The organism is Pseudothauera rhizosphaerae (assembly GCF_004801305.1).
GTDB lineage: Bacteria > Pseudomonadota > Gammaproteobacteria > Burkholderiales > Rhodocyclaceae > Pseudothauera > Pseudothauera rhizosphaerae.
The window spans coordinates 27,626-54,128 of the sequence record NZ_SSOD01000010.1; the positions used below are offsets into that span (position 1 = coordinate 27,626).

Consider the following 26,503-nt stretch of genomic DNA (forward strand, 5'->3'; position numbering starts at 1 on the left):
CCCGGCCTGCGCATCACCGGCCACACTACTCCCCGCGCCGCCTCACTGCCGCTCCAGATTGCGCCGCTCGGCTTCCGTCAGACGGTGGCGTTCGTCTGTACCGAGAAACTGGAACGCGCTGTCCGGATCGTAGCTGGCGTACTGAGCGCGCGGTTCGCGCGCATCGCGCGGCGCCTCAATGCTGCTGGTCGCCTCGCCGAAGCCCAGCACCTGCACGCTGATGATCGACGGGCGCGCCTGCCGGGTCTGGTTCCTCGCCATGTCCTGCGCCGCCTGGGTGGCGCTGTTGGCCGCCGCACTGGCCGAGGTCAGCGCGCCGATGTTCACCGACGCCACCACCGGCAGGCCCGTGGCCTCGCCCTGCACCTGGATGTTCTCCGCATTCACCACCTGCAGCGCCGCCAGGTTCACGTTGCCCGAGACGCGAATGCCCGCCTCGCCCGCGTCGATCGTGCCCAGCGGCGCGATCAGGTCCACGTCGCCCGGCGGCACTTCCGGGATCGGGTTGAGCGTGGCGATGCCCGCGCCCGTGCTCGGCGTCTGCGGCGACAGGGTCACGTTGCCCCACTGGTCGTACACCCGCAGCGGCGGCGTATAGACCACCGTGGTCTTGGCGCCCCGGCCGGCGTTGATGTCGCCTTCCGCCGACCAGGCGAAGATGTCGCCGCCGAAGGTGGTCATGATCCGCGACAAGCCCAGCAGAATGCTGCCCTGGCTGTACATCTGGATGTCGCCCTGGCCCTGGGTGATCACGCCGGCCGTCGATGGCGGCACATCCCCCTCTACGCCATAGGTCTGTGCACCACCAGGGGTCAGTACCTGGATGTCGCCCCCCGCGTAGGTGTGGATGCCGGCGCCGCCATAGGCGAGCAAGTCGCCGGAGTAGCCGCCCTCGTCCGGGAACAGCGCGGCAATCGCGTTGCGCCCGCGCAGGTAGCTGCCGAAACGCGGGCCGTCGGCGTCGTTGTACTCGCGGCCGCCGGCACGCAACTCGGCGAAATACACCCGGCGCGCGAAGATGCGCTGCTGCTCGGCAGGCAGGCCGGCGAAGTAGGCCAGCGCTTCTTCTGCCGTGCCCTCGAAGCCGTAGCGGGCAGCCAGCCACCCGGCCAAATCCTCTTCATAGGTGTGAGCCACCTTGCCGGCCTGAGCTTCCAGGGGCACGCCGGTCTCGGCGCGGTTGGCCGGGTCCAGGTACAGATCCAGGAAGCCGCGCCAGTCGGCGCCACGGTCGCCGAGGCCCGCCTGCACCACGATGCTGGCGCCGGGGCGGTCGTCGCCGGGCACGACCGGGCCCAGGCTGCGTACGCGCGTTTCCCCGTAAGCACCGCCTTCGGTCTGCCCGACCATGACGATGTTCCGGCCGGCGCTGATCTCCAGCGTGCCGGGGCCGGCCACGTCGAAGTTGCTGAAGAGAATGTCGCGTCCGGCCTCGACGATGGATACATCATTGGCCTGGCCATGAACGAACAGGTTGTTGCCGGTGCCCCTGACGACGCTCTGAGTGCTGGACGGGGTTCTGCCAAGCTCATCGGGCGCAATTATCTCCGTCCCGATCAGCGAACCAGAGCGCACGATGTCGCGGCCTGCGCGCATCCAGACCGGCCCGGCCCCCTCGTACCATGTCTGGCCCGTGCGCGGGCCGTAGAACGTCAGTATTTCACCCGTGCCGAGCCCGACGATATCGCCTTCACGGGCATAAATGCGGACCGGGTCATCCGCGGCGGCCGCGGCATTGGAGGCGGTGTTCGGCCCGAAGGCGAAAAGGGAGAACATATTTGTCGTCGGCCGGATCGCGTCTGGAGCCAGATTATGCATCGACGTCAATCCGCCACCCGACGTGAATACCCCGAATGCAGGGCGGAAAACGGTCGGCACGACGTCCTGCGCCGCGGCGGAGCGGCTCACCACATAGCCGCTGGCATAGATCGAATCTCCGGCCAGAATCTCCAGCCTGGCGTTCCCGGACGGAGCCAGCAGAAGCGAGTAAGCCGTGTTGTACTGATTCGACGTCGCCATGCCCAGCGCAGATTTGCCAAAGAATACGCTCCCGTCGGCGGCGGTAACACTCAACTGACCCGGCCAGACGAAACGCCCGTCGGTGGCCGTATGGTTCTTTCCACCGAGGGCAATACCGCTGCCGTTTACCGGGACTTCACTGAGCTGGACGCTCGGCGTCACGTCGCCACCGGCGGAGAAAAGGTTGATCGCCGTGTTGTCGGTCCACAAGGAGAACCAGGCATAGCCCCCGGATTCCTGCGCTACGCCGTTCGCCACGTAAGGCAGTGCATGGGGCAACGCGACGCGGCCAGGATCGCCGGTTCCCGCGACCACCAGATCGCCACGCGTGGTCAAATACGCGGCCGAATCACCGAGCATCAAGACCGGCCCGCCCGTGGCGGTACCCAAAGAGGCAGTAAAGGGATCGAAGGCACGCGCCTCCCGGCTATCCACTTGACCCGCGACCGTAGTGAAGTAAGTGAGCGCCACGCCCCCCATCTCTCCGGTCTGCAACTGCAGGCCGCCCCTCAGGTTGCCAAGAACGCCGTTGAGATCGACGTTCTGCACTCGATAGTCGGCTGCATCCGATGACGTGCCGGAGGTGGCCGTCGCGCGCGCCGCGAGACCGGGGTTCAACGCGCCATCGACGTCGATCCGCAGATCGCCGCCCCCGGTCAGCAGCAGTTCTCCGTCGCTCAGGACGCGCCCCGTGCTGCCGACCACCACGACCAGCCCTTGACTACGCTGACGGCCTTCGGCTGCCGACCGGGATGTCCCGCGCCGGTCCAGAAGACCGGCATCGCCCGCGACCTGGACGGTCAGATTGCCGCCTCCCAGCGTGCCCAGTCCGGTAAAGCCGACGAGTTCAGGGATTGCCGCCACGGCGTTCTTCTCCGCACTGCTCAAGCCGTAGCTGTCGTTCGAGACCCCGGCACCCTGCACGTAGGTGCCGAAGTTGATCCACCAACTGGTGTGGATCGGATCGACGCCCACCGTATCGCCGCTGCCCTGGCGCCACAGCCAGTTGCCGACGTCCGCACTGCTGCGCTGCGGCCTCAACTCCTCACCGGAATACGCCGGTCTGTAGCTCGCCTGGATATCGCCGATCAGGTTCCCGCCCACATTCAGCAGCAGATTGCCGCCATCATCGGGATACCAGGCCGCGTAGGTGCCGCCGCCGTCCACCAGCGCTTCGTAGGCAGCGCCGACTGCGGCATCGGCGCTGCCGCTGGTGCCCAGATAGGTTCCGTCGGCGGGACCGGTGGCCGTGCCACGCGCCCGGTCGAAGGCCTGCGCCGCATCGCCCGCACGGGACGCGGTGGACGTGCCTGCCGTATATACGCCGTACAGCGAATGCAGCGCCATATTGCCACCGGCGATCAGGTCCAGATCGCCGGTGCCGGTACGCAGCACGCTGAAGTGCTGTGCCACCGGGTAGGGAACAACGAACTCCTCGCCTCCCACCACGCGATATTCACATGTGTAATACCCCCAACTGCAGGCGGTTGCCGGATCAAGGCCCCACGTATCTTCAGGCACCAACTCATCCGTGCCCGCTATGTACCACGCACCTTCACCACCCACGATCTCGGTGCGTTCATACAGGCCGTAATGGGTATCCGCCAGTACCAGGCTGCCATCCGCCCGCGGCCGTGCCCGCCGCGAATCCGCCGCCTCCACATCGGCCCCGGCCACCAGCCGCATGCTCCATGACAGGGAGCCCTCCGGCAGCATCGCCGCCACCGCCCAGTTACGGCCCATGAGCCCGCCGTCACCAGTCGGGCGCAAAGCCACCGAGGGGATGTCATCGACCAGTTTCACATCGGTCATCGAGGGGATCAGCGCGCCCACCGGCAGTTGCAGAGCACCGGCCAGGAACACGCCGTCAGGATCGGTGTTCGGGTTGGACGTCGCCCGGTTCGGCAACGGTACGCCCGCAGGCCAGACCATGGCCGCCAGGGAGGTGGCCGCCGGCAGTCTGAAGCCCGCATCCAGCCGGCTGCCCGCCGGCAGCGGCAAGGCCTCGCCCAGCACCGTTCCGGCACGATGGACCGTGCCGTCGGGCAAGGTCACATCCGCCGACAGCACCGTGCCCGCCGGCACCTCCAGCGCCGCCGCCAGCACGGCCTGCGCCGGCAGTTCGGTGCCCGCAGCCAGTGTCGCCGCCTGAATCGGCAGGTCGTAGTTCAGCGTCTTGCCGGGCAGGAACCGGGTACCTTCGGCCAGCACCACGCCCGCCCCCGGCACGATCACGTCGCCACCATAGGCCTGCACCCCCGGCGTGAGCACCCAGCCGTTGTCGTCCGGCGTGTCCGGTGGCGGCGCGAAGCCGTCGTTGATGCTGCCGTAGATGTTCAAATCCCCGCCGGCGCGGATCACCAGCGCGCCCGGCTCGCCCGAGCCGTAAACGGTGGTGATCTGCTGCGTGTGCGGGTTCAGGCTGGCGTAGCGGTGGCCCGACAGATCCAGGTCGCCGCTGACCACGATGTCACCATCGGGCGTTCTGCTGACGATTTCCACACCCGGACGCAAGTGGAACACGTCGCGGTAGGTGGCGTTGTTGAGGCCGGCCAGCTTGGCGTTCAACAGATTGGCGTTGCCGAGCGCAGCATCGATGAAGGCCGTGCTCTCCGCATGCTTGCCGTCCAGGTATGCCTGGTCGATGACCTGATAGGGCCGGCCGCCGGCGGCGGGATCGCTGCCGTAGTCGGCATCGTCGTAGCGCTGCACGGCATTGAGCGCGATGGACTTGGCGCCCTGGACGTCCAGGGCGCCACGTGCGTCGATGGCCACGTCGCCGCCGGTGGCGCCGCCCAGGCGCGGGGCGAACAGTTCCACCGTGCCCAACGCGCGGCCGTCGTGCAGCGAGGGATCGGCCTGCACCCGCGCATCGGCGGTGCCGTGGCGCAGGTCCATACGCGCCCCTTCGGCCAGGGTCAGCACGCCGTTGCCCGAGTTCAGTTCCACGATCGCCCGGTTGGGGGCGTCGATGATCTTGCCGTAGCTGTCCAGGCGCAGCAGCGTGCCGTGAGCGTCCAGCATCCCATTGCCGCCGATGGTCAGTCCGTTCCTGCCCGCCAGGCGGATGCTGCCCACCCGCCCGCCGCTGGCATCCACGGTGCCGGCCACGGTCAGGTGGCCGCCGTCCAGCGAGACCTCAATCTGGTTAGCCTTGAGTTCGTTGCCGATGGTCAGGTCGCCCCGCTTGATCTGGAAGCTGCGCAGGCCGAACACCTTGCCGTCGTTCAGGCGCTGGTTCAGCGCGGCGAAGGCGTCGCTCAAACTGCCCGCGCCCAGCGACTGGGCGCGCACCTCGATGCCGCCGTCCAGGTAGGGCACCCAGGTGCCACCCGCCTCGTAGTAGCCGCTGGCGCCGCCCAGGATGGCGCCTTGCAGATCCAAGGTTCCGGCGCTCTCCGCCAGGGCGATGGCGGTGAGGCGGCCGGCCTGGTTGTACTCGGCCGACAGGTCGATGACCGCACCGGCAGCCTGGCGGACGTTGCCGGCCGTGCTCTCCAGGGTCACGTCGCCGCCCCAGCTGTACTGGTTGGCCTCCTCGTCGTCGAAGAACTCGACGCTGCGGCCGGACAGGTCCAGGCGGGCGCTGCCGCCCAGCACCACGTCATTCTCGGCAGCCAGGGTCAGCTTGCCGCTGGGCAGGGCCACGGTGGTGTCCAGGCTCAGGCCCGCGCCGGCGGTCAGCGACAGTTCGGCGCCCAGGTCGGACACCGTGGCGGGGTCGGCCGCTCCGGATGCGGCGGAGACGGTGATCGCTCCGCCCGCAGTGATCTTGTTCACCGAACCGGCTTCGCCGGTCCACAGCGGGGTGACCACGTTCAGGTTGCCGCCGCTGTACTGCCGGCCCTCGCCGGCGACGTGCTCGCCCTGGGACTGATACACCGCCAGCGTGCCGGCGTTGTTGGCGGTGATGCGCTCGCTGGCCAGCAGGTTCACGTGGGCGAAACCCAGCGCCAGGCGGCCCAGCGAACTGACGCCGTCGGGCTGGCCCCAGGGGCCGTAGCCGAAGCTGATGCGTTCGGCTTCCACCTGGAAGGTGCCCGAACCGGTTCCGGCGCCACCCGCGGCAACCGCGCCCGGTGCCTGGTCCGAACCGTTCCAGATCAGGTGGCCGGTGCGGATCAGCGCCACGTCATTGGCAGCACCGTAGCCGTAGATGGCCGGCGTGGTCAGCAGCAGGTTGTCCAGCAGGGAGTTGCCGTCCGCATCCAGCGTGGACAGGGTAACGATGTCGAAGAAGTTCACCGACCGGCCGGCGATCAGTTCCAGCGTTTCCAGCGCCGGCGCGCCCACGCTGGTGTCGCCCTGCAGCAGGCGCTCCATCACCTGCTGGTTGAGCACCAGGCCCGGCGTCAATGCGCCGCGTGCGGCGGCATCGGCCAGCGCCTCGCCGCTGCCGATGTTGAACGCGCCCACCGCCAGGCTCAGGTGGCGGGTGCCGTAGCGCACCGCGTCGTCGAGCTGGAAGTCGTTGTCGGTGACGAAAGCGATGCTGCCTTCGGAATACAGTTGCGTGGTGCCGGTGCAGTCGCCGGAGGCGCAGGCGCCGACGAGGATCCGGCTGGGGCCACGACCTATCAAATCTGCTTCCGGCGCCAGCCATTGCAGCGTGCCGTTGGAGACGGCCACGACGCCGACCGACTCGGGTTGATAGATGAAGCCGTCGGTGGAATCGTACGCCGTCGCACCTTGGCCCAGGGTACTGATGATCGCGCCCTGCTCGATCAGGATGGCATTGTTGGAACCGAGGGAACTGCGGCTGACCAGCATCACCTCGGGGGCCGACAGGCGCACGCCGCTACGGATGGCAATGGACGCCGCCGGGTCAACCACACCGGGGCCTCCAACAAAGCGTACGAGATTGCCACTTTGCCCATAGACAACGACCGGCACGCTGCCGATCGTCAGCCGGTTCACCTCGATTCCGTTCAGATCCGAGGCACGGACCGCAATACCGAAATCCGAAGAGGGCGCCGCATCATCGCCCAGAATCTCGATCCTGGCATTCGTCGAAGCACCGATCACCGCCGCGGTGCTGCCATGGCCCCCTTCGGCGGCCTCGCCCAACACCGTGCCTGCAAAGCTCAGGCTCAAGGCCTCGCTGTCCGGGTCACGGTTGGTGAATCTGAGTCGCAACTGCTTCGCATCGGCCTCGATCTGCGCGCGCGGCACCCCGAGCGTGGCGGCATCGGCACGCGCGAACTCGGCGTAGGAGGTCTCGTCGTACTGCGAGTAGGTGCGCAGCACGTTGGCCGGGGTCAGGATCACCTGGCGGAACAGATTGTCATGGATGTCGGTGCCTGCGATCGACAGCATGCCCGAGGTGGCCCAGGAACCGTTGCGCAGCGCCTGCGTGGCCATGGCCGCGCCCTGGCCCGACAGGCCGTTGAACTCCACCCGGAACGCACCGGGCAGCAGCGCGTAGGTGGACGGCAGCAGGGTGTAGGTGCCGGCCGGCACCCCCGGCACGCCGGCACCGATGGTGATCTGCTGGCCGACGAGGAGATCGGCCACCCCGCTCTCGCCGCCGGCCGGCGCCGCTGGCGCCTGCACGCCCGGCACGATGGCATAGACCGGGTTGCTGCTCAGCCCCGGCAGGGTAAAGCCGCCGCTGCCCACCTGCACCAGCGGGTGGTAGCGGGCATCGGTGGAGCCGCCGCGGCCGGAGACGAAGCCGGCGCCGGTCAGTTCACCGCCGCCGGAGATATCGATGACGGCGCCTTCTCGGACATCTACATATTTGCCGAGCAAGGTCACGCTGCCGGCCCTCGGCGAACCGACGCCCTGCAACTCGATCTCTTCGCCGTCGTAGTACCAGGTCACCCCGTCGCTGGTGCCGCCGTAGGGCATCACCAGCCCGGCCGCGCTGACCGAGGTCAGGCTGCCATCGAGCAGGTTGACAGCCTGTGTATTGCGGATGCCGGCCCTCGAGGTGCCCAGCGCCAGTTCGCCCAGCGGCGCGCGCAGGATGCCGCCCTGGTCGATCGTCGCCGCACCGAGCGTCAGGCTGCCGAACGCCGAGTACGGCACCGCCGGAATCTCGTCCGTGGTCCGGGCCAGGGTCAGCACCCGCTCCGGATCGAAATCCGCGTTGTTGCCATGCCAGCCCGCATACACGCCGGCAATGGCCCCCGTGACCGGGTAAATCTGCGCCGCCGCCAGGGTCAGGTTGCCCGGCGTATGAAAATCCCCTCCAAGCAACCTCAGATCGCCGACGCTGGCGAACTCGACGTGCTCGAACGCACGGCGATCCATCACCGTGCCCCCTCCCGAGTAGAGCCCGCCAATGGTCAGACCGCCCAAATCCAGCAACCGGCCGGCCTGGATCGTCAGACGCCCAGCAGGCGCCTGGGAAGAAAGACCGCCCAGGATCGTGGGATGAATGAGACCGTCCCCACCCCCTGAACTGCCATATCCGGCTAGGCGCACGTACGGTGCAGCCAGTTCGACCCGGCTCTCCTGCGGCGCAGCCTCGGTCAGGCCCAGCACCTGCGCATAAAGATTCAGGGACTGGCCCAGTTGCAGCGACAGGTCGCTTTCGAAACTGATCCCGCCATCGCTGGCCAAGGTCAAACGATCGAATCCGCTGTCCGAGATCTGGTTGACGCCGAACACGCCGTGGCCGTACGCGAGCAGGTCTGCCGCTTCGTTCGCGTCGATGCCGGAAGGCAAGGCTCCGCCGGAGCGCTCCTGCACGAGCACCAGATCCCGCGCTCGCTGTACCCTGTCTCTGACGGAATCACTTCGATAAAAGGGCGTATCCAGCACCAGCGTCAGGCTTCCGCCGGCCGCGCCCGCACCGCCCGCCTCCGCGCGCAATGCGCCGTCGACATACAGGCCGTTACTGGAAGCCAGGGTAATGGCACCACCCGCGCCGGCAACGGTGACGGCGCCCTGGCCAGGAACATCCAGTACCGCACCCGCCCCGGAGACATCCAGCAAGGCGCCTTCGCGGACGACGACGAAAAGGTCGCTGAGGGCCGCTATCTCTCCGGCTTCGTGGTCGAAGCCGCTGCCGACCACGATCTCGCCGCCGGCATCGACGATGCCATAACGGCGGCCCAGCGCATCCGTCGCCACGCTTGCGCGGCCGGCGGCGTCCAGCACCGCCTCGCCGCCGATCCAGATCGAGCGGCCATGGCCCGCGGCCCTCAGCCGGGCAGCCTCGACGCCGCCGACATTCACGCTGCCCAACTCGATGCGGCCACCCCAGGCCTGCAAGGCCCCATTCATCGTCAACTGGCCGATACTGCGCACGGCGATGGACTGGCCCGGATCGACCGTGATCACGGCGCCCCGCCCGACACGGGCTTCCACCGACGCCATGTCGTCGGCCGGGGACGCGGACGTTCCCGCCTGCAGGCTCAGGCTGGCCCCTTGGCGCTGGGTCAGCACGCCCCGTGCAGGGTCCTCCAGGTACAAGGGCGGCGTCCACAGCTCCAGGGCGGTCGCCGGATCGCTGCCGGTGGCGGCCTGAAGCGCGCCATCGGCAAGCCGATACACCGGCATCGCGACGTCGATCCGGCTGCCTTCGGCGACGAGCAGGCCGTGCTGGCCGGTGACGTCGTAGTGGGAGAATCCGCTGCGGAACCGTTCGGATTCCAGCGTCAACGGCGGCCGCACGGCCACGCGCTGGGCCAGCACGGTCCCGGCCTTGAGCAGGCTACCCGCCGGGATCACGGTCTCGACCAACGCCGGCTGCCCTGCGGCAACGGTATAGGCGGGGGACGGCAGCGCGGCGACGGATGCCGGAATCTCGTAGCCCGCAGGCAAGGTGCCCGCATTGATCCGGGTGACCACGGCCCCTTCGGGCACAACCTTTCGCGTACCTGTGTTCCCCCGGTATCGGCTGGTGGAACTATTGCTGCCGTTGATATAGATGTCCATGTTGGTGCCGGTCAGATCCCAGCCGCCGGGGCCGACCACGATTTCCAGGGTGTGCCCGGTGTTGCTGTAAGTAATCGCCGAGTCCAGCACTTGGCCGGCCACGACCTGGGTATAGGTGGCCGCAACGGGCAGGAGATCGCCAGCCGCCACCGTCAAGGGTTCATCCAGGGCCAAGCTGACCGGCGCGGCTTCGCCGGCCTCCAGCCAGCCTTCGGCCTGCAACACCTCACCGCCCACCACGACGGTACCACCATGCTGGAGGGTCAAGGTGCCACCGCCATTGACGCCATGGCCCGCGAGCGTGCCGTCCAGCGTCAGCGTGCCGCCCTGGGCCTGTTGCGCGCCGGCCTGCAGCCTGATGTTGCCGCCACGCCCCCCCGTGAAGCTGCCGTCGCCGAGCAGCGCCGCGCCCGAGGACACATCGATCAGGCTGCCCGCGCCCAGCGTCACGTCGCCGCTGCTGCGGATCGAGACGCTGCCGCCGTTCTGGTACGGCAGGTTGGCGATATTCTCCGGTTCCAGCACCAGGTTGCTCCACAGGCCGCTGGTATCGAGCGTTACGCCTTCGGCCACCGTCACCGCCACGGTGGTGCCCGCTGGCACGGCCAGGGTTGTGTCCTCGATGCGGTAACTGCTGGCGACCTGATTGAGCACGTTGCCCAGGCGGATCGTGCCGCCATGGGCGGTCAGGTCGGCATTCACGTTCACCTGCGGGCCGTACAGGGTGATCTCGCCGGCCGGGGCTACGTTCAGCTCGCCATCGACAGCGATGCCGTTGCGCGCGGCGATCTTCACCACGCCCAGCTCAAAGCCGTTCAACTGCGCCGTGTCCAGGTACAGCACGCCTTCACGGTCTTCGGGCAATACGCTGTCCAGCTCCAGCCCGGCGGCGATCTTCTCCGCCGCGGTCCCCAGGATCACGTCCTGGAGGGTGTTGGCGGTCGCCGTCAGCCCGTGCTGCAGGGTGCCGCTGTCCTTGACGTAATAAGGGGTGTAGCTGCCCACCACCAGGCTGGCGCCGCGGGCCACCGCCTTCTGCGACTGGTGGTAGCCGTCCAGCCCCTGCTGCGCCGCCTGGGTCTGGCGATTGCCCTGGAAGGTATCGCCGACGATCTCGCCTTCGAGCACCGCGTTCTTCGTACCGATCACCAGCGTGCCGGCGTCGCGGCCCACGGTGTAGCCGTTCTCCAGCCGGCTCGTGGGCGCGATGATCGGGTTGTACCAGTATTCGGTCTGGCCCCAGCGTTCGTGGTTGTTCTCGAAGCCCCGGTACAGCCCGGTGTAGAGCAGGTCGCCCGGCGCGCTGGAGACTTCGTACAACTGCCCGTCCGCGCCCTTGAGCCAGCTCTGCCGGATCGAGCCGGTCTGCACGTCCAGCGTACCGCCGGACAGGTTGATCTTCGAGCCCAGTTGGGTGACCACGTCGTTGCCGGTGAAGCGCACCGTGCCGCCCTGGGCCATCCATTGGCCCACGCCATGCCCCTGCAGGCCCAGGTAGCCGCCCACTTCCAGCAGCCCGCCGGCGGTGTACCAGCGGTCGGATTCGTAGCCGTTGGTGCCGGCGGGCACGAACACCAGGTCGCGCACGTCGATCCACACGTCGCTGTTGTTGAGGTGCGTGCCGTCGCGATTGACCGGCGCGTCGCGCTGTTCGTTGCCCTGGATGTTGATCTTCACGCTGTTGGCTTCCATCGCCACCTGCACGCCCACCGCGCCGGAGACGTCGAGGATGGCGCCGTCGCGCACCAGGGCGCGGGTGCCGGCATCCACGGCGATCTGGCCGCCGGTGGCCAGGGTCAGCGAGCCGCCCTCGAAATCCACCGTGCCGCCGCTCTTGATCTCCACCAGCGACTGGTCGCGGCGGTAGGCGTCGGCCGCGACGATGTTCTGGTCCGGCAGGTTGTCGACGGCCGGGGCCAGCAGGCTGTCGCGCTGACTGTCGAGCGCAGTGGCGTCGGTGTCTTCCAGCAGAATGGCGGTGGCACTACCCTCGCCTAGGGTGATCTTGCCGTCGGCGTCGGTGGCCGTCAGGTGCACGGTGCCGCGCGTATCCACAGAGGTACTGGCGAGGATCACGCCCTGCTGGCGGACTTCGGCGCCGGTAAGGGTGACGTCGCCGGTGGCGGCCTGGATCAGGCCGGCGTTGGTCACCGTGCCGCTGCCGCTGGCGGTGACTTCGTTGCCGCGGGTGGTGGAGGCCTGGTTGCCGTCGGTCCCCACGCCCCTGCGGATGATGAAGCTGTCGCCGGCGGCCAGCGCCGTCTGGCCCCTCCGGGTCACGATCTCACCGGCGTTCTCCACTTCCTTGCCCAGCAGCAGCACGTAGCCGCCGCCCTGGGTCACAGACTGCGGCGTGTGGGTCTGGATCAGCGCGCCCTGCTCCACCTTCACCGCGCCGCCCGCACCGGTGAAGGTCGGGGTGGTGGCGCTGGCACCGTACAGGCCGTTGTCCTGGAACTGCGCATCGGTGATGTTCGCCGCCGCGGCCACCAGGTTGCGCACATTGACCTGGCTGCTGCCCTCGAACACCACCCCGTTGCGGTTGAGGATGAATACCGTGCCGTCGGCCTTGATCTGCCCCTGGATCTGCGAGGGTCGCGCGTTCGGGTCATTGACCCGGTTCAACACCGCCCAGTTCGCATCCTGCTCGAAGTTCACCGTGGTGTTGCGGCCCACGTTGAACGTCTCCCAGTTCAGGATCGCCTTGTCCGCGGTCTGTTCGATGGTCACTGTGGTCTGGCCGCCTTCCATCGTCTGCGTCGGGGCGTTGGCATTGCTCCAACCCTTGGTCAGTTCGTTCTCGTCGATCTTCAGCCCGCCTTCGCCCAGGCCGTCGGGGACCGACGACGGGCGCAGCAGCGCCGCCTGCCGGGCCTGCGCCTGCAGCGCCTGCTGCAGGGCGATGGCCTGGGCGGCGGTGTTGAGGTTGGCGATGGAGGTCTGCAGCCGCTCGCGCGCCGCATTGCTCTGGCCCTGCGGGCTGGTCAGGCTGGATACCGGGTTGCCGTTGGGCAGCAGGCCCGTGGCCGTCGCCGTCGCCTGGTTCGCCCCCTTGGCCGCGAACCAGGCCGGGCTGAACGCCTGCTGGGCGTGGGCTTCACTGAACAGGCCGCCGGCGGCCAAGGCCAGGGCGACGGCCTGGGCGATAGGCGCCCTGCGGAAGAAGCGGTAGGACGCGGACTGCCGGCAGAGTTTCTTTTTCATGTGGACGTTCCTGAGAAATGCTGGGCTGAAGTCGAAAGCGGTCCGCCGACACTGTGTCCTTGGGGTGCGCACGCCGCGGCGGTGTTCGTCTACAGGACGGAATCAGCGTCCCAAAAGCGACATCGAATTGCCGGCGAAGCCTCATGCCGGCGATCTGCCGCGTGCGGACACGACAAAGCACCGGCGGCACGGAGCCGCCGGTGCAAGTTCGACAGTCCGGAAGGTTCAGCGCTGTCGACGAGACCCTATCTGCAACTCAATCGACATCACCGATCGGACGACCGAAACCGGCCGGGCATTCCGCCGGATTGCCCACCGACAGTTCCAGCGGATCCGCATGGTTCAGGAAGGTGGCAGTGATGGCGTTCGCCCACACAGGCGGCAGCGGGATGAAGCCGTGCTGGACGATCTTACTGTTCCACGTGCCGTTGTAGAGTTTGGTGAGGGCGTCACGAATGCTGGCCGTATCATCCTCGCTCTCGTAGCACTGGCTCAGGATCAGGTTCGTCGAAGCGACGATCGAATAGCCCGCGGACGGATTGGGGTTGGAGATGCCCCACGCCAACGGATTCTGGCGATCCTCATCCGCAGTCGGTACCGGAACCGTTTCGATGGCCGCCTGCACGTTGACCTGGGTCGGCAGCAGGCCGTTGATGCGGGCGACTTTGGTGTTGTCGTCCTCATCGGTGTAGTCCGGGCTCACGTAGCCGATCGCACCCGGGATGGAATAGACGACCTGGGGAACACCGGCACTACCTTCGGTGCCCAAATCGTTGCTCGGAAGATAGTTACCAGGCCGGGTATCCAAATCACTTTCGTCCGCATGACCCAGCGCTTCCCAGAAGACGTTGTCGGCCGTGAATGCCGAACTACGAGCCGCCAGGTGGCGTGTGAAGATCTCGGTGGTGCCACTACCGTCCTGGCGGTACACAACGGTGATGTCCAAGTCCGGACCACCGACGTCCTCCCAGTTGGTCACGGCACCGGAGAAGATCGCAGCCAACTGCTCGCTGGTCAGATTGAGGTCCAACACGCCAGGCACGTTGTACGGCACGGTGACCGAGGTCAGCACGGACGGGATCTGGATCAGCGGGCCGAAATCCGGCTCGTCGTTCAGCTTATAGTTGGCCGCCTCGGTCGAACTCACCAGGGAGTCGCTGCCCGCGTAGTCGACGGTGATGCCGGACGCCAGGCCGAACTCCGTAGCGTCGTTATTGAAGAAGGCGCGCTTGCCGGCGCCGCTGCCGACACCGATGTAGGCTTCGAAGCCCGGAAGGCCATTGATGTCCGTCAGGGTGAAGGTATCGTTGTAGAGGTGCTGCGGCAGCGTCGCACCGCCGCCGACGACAAACTGCTCCTGCGCCGAAGCCGCACCAGCCATCGCCATCATGCCAGCCGCAACGACCGCGGACAGCGCCTTGAATTTGAACGTTTTCATCGGATTGCTCCTTTGCATTCAGTGAACTTGGGAGAACCTGCGAACCAACCTGCCTGGGCGTCTCATTCGCCATCTCGCGCATGACGCCCGTCGCCCTGGGGGCTGACATGCCGCCATCGGTTGGCGGCGAGTCCATTTTCACGATCGCCGGTTACACGGCGACTAAATGAAATCCCCAACACGCACAAAAATTCTCCCGATAATTCATTGAGATACATCGTGTTACGATGCCATCGAGATTCCGATGAAATGCTCATGGACTTGTCACGAAGTTCCCGGAACGCATTGATTTTCAAGCGATGGGAAGATGGGGTTCCCGGTCTCCGGACGCCCGCTCAGTTGATCGGAGCCCGCCTCGCCCGCCGGTCCTCCCGGCACGCTCTCCCGAACATTTGCAGGACCGCTCCCGAACACGGCCTTTTCCGGCGGTTGTGCTTACGATTCGTAACAACGGCAAGGAGCCGGCGGACGCGGAACGTCCGGGCACCGGCGCGGCGCGCGTCAGCGCACCATCTGGTTGATTTCCATGATCGGCAGCAATACCGCCAGCACGATCATCATCACCACACCGCCCATGCCCAGGATCATCATCGGTTCCAGGAGAGCGCTCAGGCGCGTGGCGCGGCGTTCGAGATCGCGCGAAAGGTTGGTGGCGGCGCGGTCCAGCATGGGGGCCAGCGCGCCGGTCTTTTCGCCGCTGGCCACCAGGTGGATGAGGTTGGAGGGGAAGATCTTCTGGACGCGCAGCGCGGCCGCCAGGGGCGCGCCTTCCCGGACCCGGGATGCGGTGTCCGCCACGCAGGCCTTGAGGCGGTCGTTGCCCATGGTCTGGCGGGCGGCGTCGAGCGCGCGCAGCAGCGGTACGCCGGCATCCATCAGGATGGCGAGGGTGGAGGCGAAGCGCGCGGTGTTCACGCCCAGCACGTAGCGGCCCACCAGGGGGATGCGCAGGATGGCCGCGTGCCAGCGCAGGCGCACGCCGTCGTCCCTGAGCAGCCCGCGCCACAGGGCGAAGAGGCCCGCCAGCGCCGCGCTGCTCAGCCCGCCCCAGTCCCGCACGTAGTGGCTGGCGGCCAGCATGGCCCGGGTGATGGCGGGCAACTCTTGGCGGGCCTGGGAGAAGGCGCTGACCACCTGCGGCACGACGTAGCCCAGCAGGAAGATGACGATGCCCACCGAGACCAGGGCGATCACCCCCGGGTAGATGAAGGCGGTGAGCATCTGGCTGCGCAGGTTGTCGCGGTTCTCCAGGTAGTCCGCGAGCCGTTCCATGACGCGCGCCAGGTCGCCCGAATCTTCGCCGGCGCTGATCAGGGCCCGGTAGATGGCGGGGAAGTCGCGCGGGCGCTCGCCGAGCGCGTCGGCCAGCCGCATGCCGCCGCGCACGTGGTCGCGCACGGCGGTGAGCGCATCGGCGACGGCCTTCTTTTCCGCCTGTTCGATGGTGGCGGTCAGCGCCGCTTCCAGGGGCAGGCTCGCGCCCAGCAGGCTTGCCAGTTCGCGCGTCGTCCAGCACAGGTCCGCCGCGTTCAGGGCGGGACTGAGCCACGACGGGCCGGTGCCGGCGGAGACTTCCTGCACGTCCAGGGCGGTCAGGCCGCGGTCGCGCAGTTGCAGCCGGACTGCGCGGGTGGATTCGGCTTCCATGGTGCCGGCCTGGATCTGGCCCGCGGCGTTGGCGGCCTCAAACTGGAAGCGGGGCATCGCGGCACTCCTGTCCCCAGTCGGGCAATCGGGTGGGGGTGGGCTCCCTCCCCCCTTGCGGGGGAGGGCTGGGGAGAGGGACGCCCCGCAGGGGTGGCGGTGTGCCATGCTGGAAGGGCATTCCCCCTCTCCCCCGGCCCCTCTCCCGCAAGGGGAGAGGGGAGAAAGGATCATGCTGTTCGCTTGAATGAACTGTATTGTTGCTCCACCCCCAATGCAGTTCAAACAAGGTAACGTCATTGCCGACTGCGCGGTGCTCCCTCCCCCCTTGCGGGGGAGGGCTGGGGAGAGGGGTGCCCCGCAGGGGCGGCGGTGTGCCATGCTGGAAGGCCATTCCCCCTCTCCCCCGGCCCCCGCTCCGCGCCCCGGCCCTGTGGCCAGCCGGCCACAGGGCGCTCCGGCGGGCGAAGCGGTGCTTCGCTTTTCCGCCTCCGCCCCGCGAGGGGAGAGGGGAGTGAAGGGGGAGGAGCAAGAGCGGCGCACCGACGATGCCAGCCGGTGCGCCTACCTCATTGGCATTCATGCGGTTTCCCTGCTCCTATCCCTCGTCCCGGGTCACCCGCAGGATTTCGTCCTGCGTGGTGACCCCGGCCGCGACCCAGCGCTGCCCGTCCTCGCGCATGGTGCGCATGCCGCGGCGGCGGGCGGCTTCGCGCATGGCCTGCTCGTTGCCGCCATCGTGGATGACGCGGCGGATTTCGTCGTCGATGACGAAGAGTTCGTGGATGCCGGTGCGGCCCTTGAAGCCGGAGTGATTGCACTGCGCACAGCCCACGGGCACCCAGCTCGTGCCGCCGTCCGGCAGGGTGTCCTGCCGCCTGCACGCCGGGCACAGGCAGCGCACCAGGCGCTGGGCCAGCACGCCGAGCAGCGAGGAGGACAACAGGAAGGGTTCGATGCCCATGTCGGTCAGCCGCGTCACGGCCGAGATGGCGTCGTTGGTGTGCAGCGAGGCCAGCACGCCGTGCCCGGTCAGCGAGGATTGCACGGCGATCTGCGCGGTTTCCAGGTCGCGGATTTCGCCGATCATGATGTTGTCCGGGTCCTGGCGCAGGGCCGCGCGCAGGGCCGCGCCGAAGCTCATGCCGATCTTGCTGTGGACGGGGATCTGGTTGATGCCCGGCAGGTCGTATTCGACCGGGTCTTCGACGGTGAGGATGTTGCTCACGCTCTTGTCGAGCTGGCCGAGCGCGGCGTAGAGGGTGGTGGTCTTGCCGCTGCCGGTGGGGCCGGTGACGAGCACGATGCCGTGGGGCTGGCGGATCAGGCGGGTGAGTTCTTCCAGGGTGTCGGGCGCCAGGCCGAGCTTCTGCAGTTGCAGGCGCCCGGCGTCCTTCTCCAGCAGGCGCAGTACGGCGCGTTCGCCATGCACGGTGGGCACGGTGGATACGCGCACGTCGATGGGGCGGCCGGCCACGCGCAGGGTGATGCGGCCGTCCTGGGGAATGCGCTTTTCCGCGATGTCGAGCTGCGACATGATCTTGATGCGGGAGATCAGCGCCGCGTGGAGCGCCTTGCGCGGGGAGACCACGTCGCGCAGGGTGCCGTCCACGCGGTAGCGGACCACGGAGTGGGTCTCGAAGGCCTCGAAGTGCACGTCGCTGGCGCCGTCGCGCGCGGCCTGGGTGAGCAGCGCGTTGATCATGCGGATGACGGGGGCGTCGTCCTGGGCGTCGAGCAGGTCGGTGACGGCCGGGATGTCGTGCATCAGGCGTTCCAGGTCGACTTCGGACTCGGCGGCGCCGACCACTTCGGCGGCGCTGCCGGACTCGGTATAGGCCGCGGCCAGCAGCGCGTCCATGTCGGCCTCTTCGACCTCGTGCCAATGCCCGATTCCCGTCTGGCGCACGGCCTCGGCCAGCGCCCAGCCGGGCGTCCGCGGGCTGGTGGCAAGGCGCAGGGCGTCGCCGGTCCGCTGTACGACGATGCGCTGGCTGCGCGCCCAGGCATGCGGCAGCGCCGGGTCGACGATCTGCAGCATGTGCGGCATGGCGCTCATGGCGTCACCACCAGTTCGGGGCGATAGCCCAGTTCCCGCAGCACTTCGGTGGACACATCCACCGCGCGGGCGTCGCGCGGCAGGTCCACCCGCACCGCATAGCCCATGCCGCCCGGCCCGGTGACGATATAGGCCGGCAGGCCGCTGATGCGCACGCGCCGGGCGATCCGGGTGGCGTCTTCTTCCTGGCGCACGTCGGCCACCTGCACCACCGTCCTGTCGCCGGCGGGCGCGGCGTAGAGCGCGGCGAGGTCTCCGGTCACACCGGGCGTATCGTCTTCCGGCGCCGCGGGCCGTTCCCTGACCGCGCTCGAAACCCCGGTCGGCGGCACCTCCTGCTCGCGGGTCCGGGGCCATTGTTCGGGCCGCAGGTCGAGCGCAGGTCTGCGCCCTGCGACCGGCAGGTCGGCCGGCGGCAGGATGGGGGCGGCGATGTCCGGCAGCAGCGGGTGGCGGCCCGGCTGGACGCGGCTCTGCGCCGTGCGCATGAAGTCGTAGCGGTCCTGGGTGAGGCCGCGGCCGGCATTGGCGTCGCGGATCACGTAGGGCCGCAGGAAGATCATGAGGTTGGTCTTCACGCGCTGGCGCCGTTCGTAGCGGAACAGATGCCCGAGCAGCGGGATCGAGCCCAGCACCGGTACGGCGTCGCTGCCGTTGTTGACGCTGTCTTCCAGCAGGCCGCCCAGCACCATGATCTGGCCGTCGTCGAGCAGTACGCTGGTATCGAGCGCCCGTTTGTTGGTGACGATGCCGGCGATGCCCGAGTTCTGTTCGTCGATGCTGCTGACTTCCTGGTAGATGTCCAGCTTGACCGTGCCGCCTTCGGAGATCTGCGGCCGGATCTGCAGCTTCAGGCCGACGTCCTCGCGCTCGACCGTCTGGAACGGGTTGTCGGACCCGCTGCTGCCCGAGGTGATGTACTGGCCGCTGACGAAGGGGATGGTCTTGCCGACCATGATGGAGGCGGCTTCGTTGTCCAGGGTGAGGATGTTGGGCGTGGACAGGATGTTGGCGCCGCCGCGCGTCTGCAGCGCCCGCGCCAGCACTTCGAGGTTCATGATCTCGCCGACGCCGGGCAGGTTGATGGTGCCGTCGATGACGCCCAGGTTCAGGCCCCGCGGCAGCAGATCGATGGTATTGGCCGCGTCGTTGTCGAGTCCGGCGCCGCCGAGGTTGGTGCCGCCGATGAAGCGCCCGCCCTGACGCATCCACTGGATGCCCAGTTCGGCGGCGTCTTCCTCGACGACTTCCACGATCAGGCTTTCGACGAGCACCTGGGCACGCCGCTGGTCGAGCAGGTCGATGACCCGGCGCAGGCTGCGGTACATGGGCTCGGGCGCCGAAATGATGAGCGTGTTGGTGGTCGCGTCGGCCTGGACCGTGACGCCGTTGGCGGAGAACGCGGTGCCGCCGTTCTGCTGCTGCGCACCGGCGCCGCCGGTGTTCGCGCCAAAGCGCTGGCTGCCGCCCGCCGCGAGCCCGCTGCCGGAGGTGGTGGTGCCAGACGTGTTCGCCGCACGCCCGGTAGTGCCGGTACTGCCGCCGCCGCTGAGCATGCCGCCGGCGCCCAGCGCGGCGCGCGCGCTGTCGCCGCTGCCCAGCGCCACGTCGCCCGATTCGCCGGTCAGCAGCCCGCGCAGCACGCCGGCGAGGGAGGTGGCCTGCGCGTTGCGCAGGTACACGACGTGGAGGTTGCCCGGATCGTCCTGGGCGTTGTCCAGCTTGATGATGAGGTCGCGCGCCAGCGCCGTCCTGGCGGGGCTGCTGGCGCGGATGACGATGCTGTTGGAGCGCGGATCGGCCAGCACCGCGATGTCCCGCTGCGCATTGCTGCCGCCTTGCTGCAGCAGTTCGCCGGCCAGTCCCGCGATGTCGACGGCCACGCCGTTGTGGACCTTCACGACTTCGGTGTCGAGCGCAGTGGGCGTGTCGATGCTTTCGACGATGCGGGCGATGCGCTCCAGGTTGTCGACGTAGTCGGTGATGACGATGGTGTTGTTGGCGGCGTAGGCGGCGATGCTGTTCTCCGGCGCGATCATCGGCTTGAGCACCGGCACCAGCGCTTCGGCGTTCTCATAGGCCAGGCGGAAGGTGCGGGTGGCGATGCCGCCGCCGGCGGCCGGGTCGTCGACGGCGCCGCCCTGCAGCCTGGCGTCCGCCACTGGCACGACGCGGCTCACGCTGCCCACGTCCACGATGGTGAAGCCGCGCATGCGCAGGGCCGATACCAGCATGCCGTAGGCCGTATCCGCACCGATCTCGCCGTCGGAGACCAGGGTAATCTGCCCTTTCACCCGCGGGTCCATCAGGAAGTTTCGCCCCAGGAAGCGGGCCAAGGCGCTGATGACCGCCTGGATTTCCGCATCCTGGAAGTTGAGGACGACTTGGTCTTCCACGTCCGCGGCCGGCCGACGGGCCGATGGGCGGTCGCCGGCCGGCCGGCTTCCGCCCACGGGCCGGATCACCCGTTCGCCCGTGCCCGGCGATGCCGACGGCATCAGCGCGGAAGGCGGTGCAACGGGCTGTGCCCGTGCGGCCTGCTCGCGGGTCTGCGCGGCGGAACTCGGCACATAGGTGCCGTCCCGAAAGAGCGGTTCCTCGCCGGTGGTGGCGCAGCCGGCCAGCGCCAGGCTGCACGCGAGCGCGCAGGGCCGGAAGGCCCGCTTCGCATCGATGCGCTTCATGTCCCGTTCCCTGGTTGTCGCTGCCGTGCCGCGAGCGTCACGGAGGCCTTGATGCCGTGTTCGTCCCCGTCGATGCGCTGGAGCGTGGCCCGTTCCACCGCGAGCCCCAGGCCCGCCGGTGCGTTGAGCAGCCAGGTGGTCAGCCGTGCGGCGTCCACGGGCTGCTCGAACCCGATGATCAGTGTTGTGCCGTCCTCGCGCATCCGGTAGGTCCCGGCGAGCCCGATCTGGTCGAGGCTGGCGCTCGTGCGCGCGGCGGGCGGCCCGGTCTGCGCGCCCAGGGCCGATGGGACGCCCCCGACGTCGGCGAGGATGTCCCGCAGCGCGGCCGCCTGTGAGCGCAGGCGCGGCATTTCCTCGCCCCAGTAGCGCAGGGTGTCCAACGCAGGTTTGGTGAACAGCAGCCAGACGGCCGCCCCGGCCAGCACCGCCACCATCAGCAGGATCTGCTTGCGCTCACGCGGCGCCAGGCCGCGCCAGCGGCTCGTGGCCTGCGCGTGGACCGGCTGCAGCCGTGCGCGCAGGCGCGCCATGACGCCGCCGACCGGAAGAACGGTGAAGCGGCGGAGCGCTGCCGGCACGCTTTCGGCGCGCAATGCGGACGGCCGCGCGGTCATGGCGACGGCTCCGGCGATGCGGCGGCAGCGCGCACACGCAGCCCGTCTTTATCGGACTCGATCGCCAGGCCGCGCTCCGCGGCTTGCGCCTGCAGCGCTTCGACTTCGCTCGCCTTGAGCATCGCGCCTTCCCGCCATCGCAGCCGAAGCCGGCCGCCCTGGAAATCCACGCGCTCCACCTGCCCGGCGGACTGCGCGAGCAGCGTCGTGGAGGTGCGCAGGAGCGCGGCAAAGTCATCGGCGGCCGCCGATCCGGTGCCGGCGTTGCGCGCATCGCGAAGCTGGCGTGCCTGTTGCAAGGGGTTGAGCACCACCGGCACCTCGGGAAAGGCCGCTTTCACCTGGGCTGCCATCTCCCGCTTCAGCGTCTGCCCTTCACTTGCGATGCGGTGGGCATGGAGGTTGAGCCCGACCAGCCCGACCAGCGCCGCGGCGGCGCCCCAGGCCAGCGCCGGGCGCAGCCAACTGTGTTCCAGCGTGCGCGACGATCCATGCCCCAGTGGCAGGCCCCAGGACCAGCCGGCCCCGCTCCACGGCGGTTCATCGTCACCGGCCCCGTCCGGGTGATGCCATTGAAGCCGGCCGACGGCGGGATGCGCCGCCTGGATGCGGGCTTGGAGCTGGCCCGGCTCGCTGCAGCGGCTGGGCAGGGGGTACAGCGCCCCCGAGTCGGGCCCCGTGCGCACCACCACCCAGTCGTCGATGATGGCGGCGCTGGCCGCGCCGTCCGGCCCGGCATCGTGTGGCAGGGGCAGGAAGGCGGGCGGCGGGTACACGGCATCGACGCGGAGGCCGTTCGCCGCCAGTTGGCCCTGCCAGCCCGCCAGTTGCCCGGCCGCCATCCAGGCGATCGGCACCCGGCCGGCATCGCCCCGCGGGCCGAAGCCTATGGCCAGGCTCGCCGGCGGCGCCAATGCGAGCAGTTCGACGGCACCCTGCACTGCCGGACGCCGCTTTGCGGCCGGCAGCGGCGGCAGTTCGGCTTCGGTCATCGAGAGGTCGGCCGGGTGGGGGCACGCTTCCACGCGCCGGGGCCTGAACCGGGCCGCGACCTCGTCCAGGTCCGCGAGGAATCCGCTTTGCCACGGCCCCCGGGGCACGCGCCAGGCGCAGCGCACGGGTGCCGGACCGTTCGCACGGCAGGGCGGGAGAACGAGGCGGAGCAGGTCGACGCTGATCGCGGTCATGCCCCCTCCCGCAGCCACACCACTTCGGGAAGGGATTCTTTGTTGTCGTGCAGCAATGCCTGCATCAGTACCGTCGTATGCGGTGTCCGCAGGGCACTGGAAACCCGGAACCAGCGGCTGGTGACGCCCACCCGGAGTTCAGCGGGGTCCAGTGTCTCGCGCATCTGCAAGCGATTGATGATGTCGCCCCGGTTCAGGAACCACTGGCCCCTATCGCGCGTTTGGACCAACGCTCGCGCACGCTCCAGTGGCAGACCCGGGACACCGGCCGCGAGAACTTCCGGCCCGGTCGTGTTGGCATTGATGCGAGTACGAATCGGCAAGATCGTCGCATACGGCCGCAGTCGCTCGATCGCGGCGTGCTCGATGCCGTGGTCGCTGAGTAGATCATCAAGGGTGCGCAAGCGCGGCGCTTCTTCTTGCGAAGGAAGCGGCTGAGGCAATCCAAGCTGTGTCGCGACTGCCCGAGCCTGCGCCTGCCGCTCAATCCTTGCCGGTGAAGGCGAACCCGCTGCCTCGACGCGACGCTCCGCCGCGACCAGGCTCACCACGACACGCCGCACGATATGCCGGGCCTGTTCCGGTGGAACCCCTACAAGTGTGCAGAGCCGCAAGAACGTTGCAGCCTCGGTTGGATCGACCTCGTCGGCGGTCAGTAGATTTCGCAGGTTAAATTTTGACTGTTCATCAATGATCTCGGAAAACACGCGGGCGGGCTCACCATCAAGGCTCCCAACTACCTTGCCGGTGATCGGCCGACTCCAAAGTCCATCAAGACGCGTGGAAGGTTCGCGCTGGGCTTCTGCGCGAAGCACGACCTGCGCACGGCTGATTTCACCGCGCAGCAGCCACCGCGCCTGCACCAGGGTCTGCTCGGCCTGGGCAGCATGGATCGCAGTGGCCTGCCGCGCCATCAGCGCAGCGGCCATGACCGCCACCACGGCGACCACCACCAGCACGCTGATGACGGCCATGCCCGCTTGGCCACGCCGCCAGCGGGTGCAATGCCGTGATCGCAGGCCCGCAGGCAGCCCCCTGAATCCGCCCATGGTCTCGCCTACAGTTGCCAGGAGCCGATGTCGGCGTTGGTTCCCTCGCCACCCGGTTCGCCATCGGCGCCGAGCGAGAACACGTCGATCTCGCCATTGGTGCCCGGATTCAGGTAGTGGTACGGGTTGCCCCAGGGATCGGCGGGCAGGCGCTCCAGGTAGGGGCGCCAGTTCGGCGGCATGCGGCCCGCGGTGGGCTTCTCGACCAGGGCGCGCAAGCCTTGTTCGGCACTGGGGTACTGGCTGTTGTCGAGCCGGTAGAGCTTGAGCGCCTGCATGAGGGCGCCTACGTCCTGACGCGCAGCCGTGGCGCGGGCCTGGTCGGGGCGGTCCATCAGGTTGGGAACGATCAATGCGGCGAGGACACCCATGATCACCACGACGACCATGATCTCGATCAGCGAGAAGCCTCCCTGGTGTCTGGGAGTACCGCGCATTGATCCGGGGACGCCAACTATCATCTTCATCTCCAGGCCGAATGCATTCCGCGCCCGACGATGATCTCAAATCAACGTGTCATTTCCGTTTATTTTGTTCGGGAGAAATCTGCCGCATTAGCGACAAAATTGACGATAAATCCGGAGTAACGTCAAATTTCTCCAGAACATATGTCACATATTGGTAATGCACGCTTCTTGGCGGGCGCGCATTCGCCATCGGGCACGCTGAGGCTCGCCATCCTGCCTGCCGTGCCCCGCCATCGTCGGGCGCAGCGCAAAGCGCGCAACAACCGCTGAAGATGTCGCTTCAAAGCAAAACGCCCAAGTGAATCAATCACTTGGGCGTTTTTCGGGATTTTGTGGTCGGGGAAAGAGGATTCGAACCTCCGGCCCCTGCGTCCCGAACGCAGTGCTCTACCAGGCTGAGCTATTCCCCGACGCTTCTTCGTTGTTGCCTTGCGAAGCCCACTAATATATCAGCGATCCCGCGCAACCGCAAAGTTCGATAATTGTAGCAATGCGTCCTTGAAAATGGAAGGGGGCAAGGCGTCCAGCGCTGCGATGGCGAGCTGCGCCTCGGCGCGGGCATGACGGCGGCTTTCGTCCAGCGCGCCGGTGGCACGGATGGCGGCGAGCACGGCCTGGAAGTCGTCACGGCCGCCGGTTTCGATGGCCTTGCGCACCACGGCGGCCTGTTCGGCGCTGCCGTGCTGCATGACGTGGATCAGCGGCAGGGTCGGCTTGCCTTCGGCCAGGTCGTCACCCAGGTGCTTGCCCGTGGCGGCCTCGTCGGAGGAGTAGTCGAGCACGTCATCGATGATCTGGAAGGCCGTGCCCAGGTGCGTGCCGAAGGTCGCCAGGCGTTCTTCCAGCTCCGCCGGGGCGCCGCCGACGATGCCGCCCAGGCGGGCGGCGGCCTCGAACAGCTTGGCGGTCTTGTAGCGGATCACGCGCAGGTAGCCGTCGATGCCCACGTCCGCGTCATGGCAGTTGAGCAGTTGCAGCACCTCGCCTTCGGCGATGATGTTGGTGGCATCGGCCAGCACCTGCATGACGCGCATGTCGCCCACGCCGACCATCATCTGGAAGGCGCGGGAATAGAGGAAATCCCCCACCAGCACCGAGGCGGCGTTGCCGAACATGGCGTTGGCGGTCTTGTTGCCGCGGCGTAGGTCGGATTCGTCCACCACGTCGTCGTGCAGCAGCGTGGCGGTGTGGATGAATTCGACCACCGCGGCCAGTTCGTGGTGATGGGTGCCGCGGTAGCCCATGGCGCCGGCGGTGTAGAGCACCAGTGCCGGGCGCAGGCGCTTGCCGCCGCTGTGGATGATGTATTCGGCCACCTGGCGGATCAGCACCACGTCGGAGTACAGACGCTGGCGGATCACCGCGTCGACGGCCTGCATGTCGGCGGCGATCGGGGCGAAGAGCTGCTGGATGGACAAGGCGGACGCGCTCACGGGGAAAAGCGGGATGTTAGGAGGCCCGCCGCAGCCGCGTCAACACGGGGCAGAACGCCTCAACCCGCCGCTGCCGGCTCCTTTATCCGTTCGGGATGATCGGTGACGATGCAGTCCACGCCCCAGTCGAACAAGGCCGCGGCCTGCTGTGCATCGTTGACCGTATAGACCAGCACGTGCAGGCCGGCACCCCGCACGGCGGCGACGGTGGCGGCATCCAGCCCTTCGGCGCCCACGTGCAGCGCGATGGCGCCCAGGCAGACGCAGCGCTCGCGGAAATCCGCCGGCACGGTTTCCACCAGCAGGCCGCGCGGCAGCTCGGGCGCCGTCACGGCTGCGGCAGCCAATGCCTCTTCCGAAAAGGAGGACGACAGGGGCGGCAGGGACTGCCCTCGCCACAGCGCCCGCGCCAGTTCCGCCACCACCCTGCCCGTCTGCGCCTCGTGGCCGGCGGCAGGCTTGATTTCCAGGTTCACGGCCAGGCCGAGGGCCAGACAGCGCGCGGCGGCCTCTCCGAGGGCGGGGATGCGCTCGCCGGCGAAGCGCTCGTCGAACCAGCGTCCGGCATCCAGCCTGCGCAAGACGGCGAAGGGGGTTTCGGCCACCGCCCCGCTGCCGTTGGTGGTGCGTTCCAGGGTTTCGTCGTGGATCAGCACCGGCACGCCGTCGGCCGACAGCATGGCGTCGAATTCGACGCCGCGGCAGCCGCAGGCCCGCGCCGCCTCCAGCCCGGCCAGCGTGTTCTCCGGTGCCAGCCCCCCGCCGCAGCGATGGGCCAGCACCCGCGGCCAGCGCCAGGGGGCCGCGCCGCCCAC

11 protein-coding genes and 1 tRNA gene are annotated in these 26,503 nt (G+C 68.3%); all 12 read right to left on the reverse strand.

Features of this window, described 5'->3' with window-relative positions:
* Positions 1 to 42: 42 nt before the first annotated feature.
* Positions 43 to 13,110, reverse strand: coding sequence for a filamentous haemagglutinin family protein (locus E6O51_RS13325; RefSeq protein ID WP_136385491.1), 13,068 nt, complete (start codon positions 13,108 to 13,110; stop codon positions 43 to 45).
* A gap of 256 nt (positions 13,111 to 13,366) precedes the next feature.
* Positions 13,367 to 14,548, reverse strand: a complete 1,182-nt coding sequence (locus E6O51_RS13330) for a substrate-binding domain-containing protein (protein WP_168735271.1) — start codon at positions 14,546 to 14,548, stop codon at positions 13,367 to 13,369.
* Between the two features lie 501 nt (positions 14,549 to 15,049).
* Positions 15,050 to 16,252, reverse strand: a complete 1,203-nt coding sequence (gspF, locus tag E6O51_RS13335; protein WP_136385493.1) for a type II secretion system inner membrane protein GspF — start codon at positions 16,250 to 16,252, stop codon at positions 15,050 to 15,052.
* 538 nt (positions 16,253 to 16,790) lie between these two features.
* Entirely contained in the window at positions 16,791 to 18,251 is a 1,461-nt protein-coding gene (gspE, locus tag E6O51_RS13340) for a type II secretion system ATPase GspE (RefSeq protein ID WP_168735272.1), read from the reverse strand.
* Positions 18,248 to 20,935 (reverse strand): type II secretion system secretin GspD, encoded by a 2,688-nt coding sequence (gene gspD / locus E6O51_RS13345; protein WP_136385494.1) that lies wholly within the window; start codon positions 20,933 to 20,935, stop codon positions 18,248 to 18,250. Before gspD ends, gspE begins: the two co-directional genes overlap by 4 nt.
* Complete coding sequence (gspM, locus tag E6O51_RS13350; RefSeq protein ID WP_136385495.1) at positions 20,932 to 21,552, reverse strand: type II secretion system protein GspM; 621 nt, start codon at positions 21,550 to 21,552, stop codon at positions 20,932 to 20,934. Before gspM ends, gspD begins: the two co-directional genes overlap by 4 nt.
* The gene (gene gspL, locus E6O51_RS13355) at positions 21,549 to 22,739 is read right to left on the reverse strand and encodes a type II secretion system protein GspL (protein ID WP_136385496.1); all 1,191 of its coding nucleotides are present in this window, start codon (positions 22,737 to 22,739) and stop codon (positions 21,549 to 21,551) included. Before gspL ends, gspM begins: the two co-directional genes overlap by 4 nt.
* A complete protein-coding gene (gene gspK, locus E6O51_RS13360) occupies positions 22,736 to 23,713 on the reverse strand; it encodes a type II secretion system minor pseudopilin GspK (RefSeq protein WP_168735273.1) in 978 nt (325 codons plus the stop codon). Before gspK ends, gspL begins: the two co-directional genes overlap by 4 nt.
* An 83-nt stretch (positions 23,714 to 23,796) precedes the next feature.
* Entirely contained in the window at positions 23,797 to 24,225 is a 429-nt protein-coding gene (gspG, locus tag E6O51_RS13365; protein ID WP_211091403.1) for a type II secretion system major pseudopilin GspG, read from the reverse strand.
* A gap of 363 nt (positions 24,226 to 24,588) precedes the next feature.
* Positions 24,589 to 24,665: transfer RNA gene (locus E6O51_RS13370), tRNA-Pro, on the reverse strand.
* Between the two features lie 39 nt (positions 24,666 to 24,704).
* Positions 24,705 to 25,673: an octaprenyl diphosphate synthase gene (gene ispB / locus E6O51_RS13375; protein ID WP_136385577.1), complete on the reverse strand. Its 969-nt coding sequence runs from the start codon at positions 25,671 to 25,673 to the stop codon at positions 24,705 to 24,707.
* A gap of 74 nt (positions 25,674 to 25,747) precedes the next feature.
* Entirely contained in the window at positions 25,748 to 26,503 is a 756-nt protein-coding gene (gene ugpQ / locus E6O51_RS13380) for a glycerophosphodiester phosphodiesterase (protein ID WP_136385499.1), read from the reverse strand.

Bases quoted from the DNA above. Each gene is read 5' to 3' on its own strand.
- E6O51_RS13325 (WP_136385491.1), bottom strand. From the start codon at position 13,110: ATGAAAAAGAAACTCTGCCGGCAGTCCGCGTCCTACCGCTTCTTCCGC.
- E6O51_RS13330 (WP_168735271.1), bottom strand. From the start codon at position 14,548: ATGAAAACGTTCAAATTCAAGGCGCTGTCCGCGGTCGTTGCGGCTGGC.
- gspF (WP_136385493.1), bottom strand. From the start codon at position 16,252: ATGCCCCGCTTCCAGTTTGAGGCCGCCAACGCCGCGGGCCAGATCCAG.
- gspE (WP_168735272.1), bottom strand. From the start codon at position 18,251: ATGAGCGCCATGCCGCACATGCTGCAGATCGTCGACCCGGCGCTGCCG.
- gspD (WP_136385494.1), bottom strand. From the start codon at position 20,935: ATGAAGCGCATCGATGCGAAGCGGGCCTTCCGGCCCTGCGCGCTCGCG.
- gspM (WP_136385495.1), bottom strand. From the start codon at position 21,552: ATGACCGCGCGGCCGTCCGCATTGCGCGCCGAAAGCGTGCCGGCAGCG.
- gspL (WP_136385496.1), bottom strand. From the start codon at position 22,739: ATGACCGCGATCAGCGTCGACCTGCTCCGCCTCGTTCTCCCGCCCTGC.
- gspK (WP_168735273.1), bottom strand. From the start codon at position 23,713: ATGGCCGTCATCAGCGTGCTGGTGGTGGTCGCCGTGGTGGCGGTCATG.
- gspG (WP_211091403.1), bottom strand. From the start codon at position 24,225: ATGCGCGGTACTCCCAGACACCAGGGAGGCTTCTCGCTGATCGAGATC.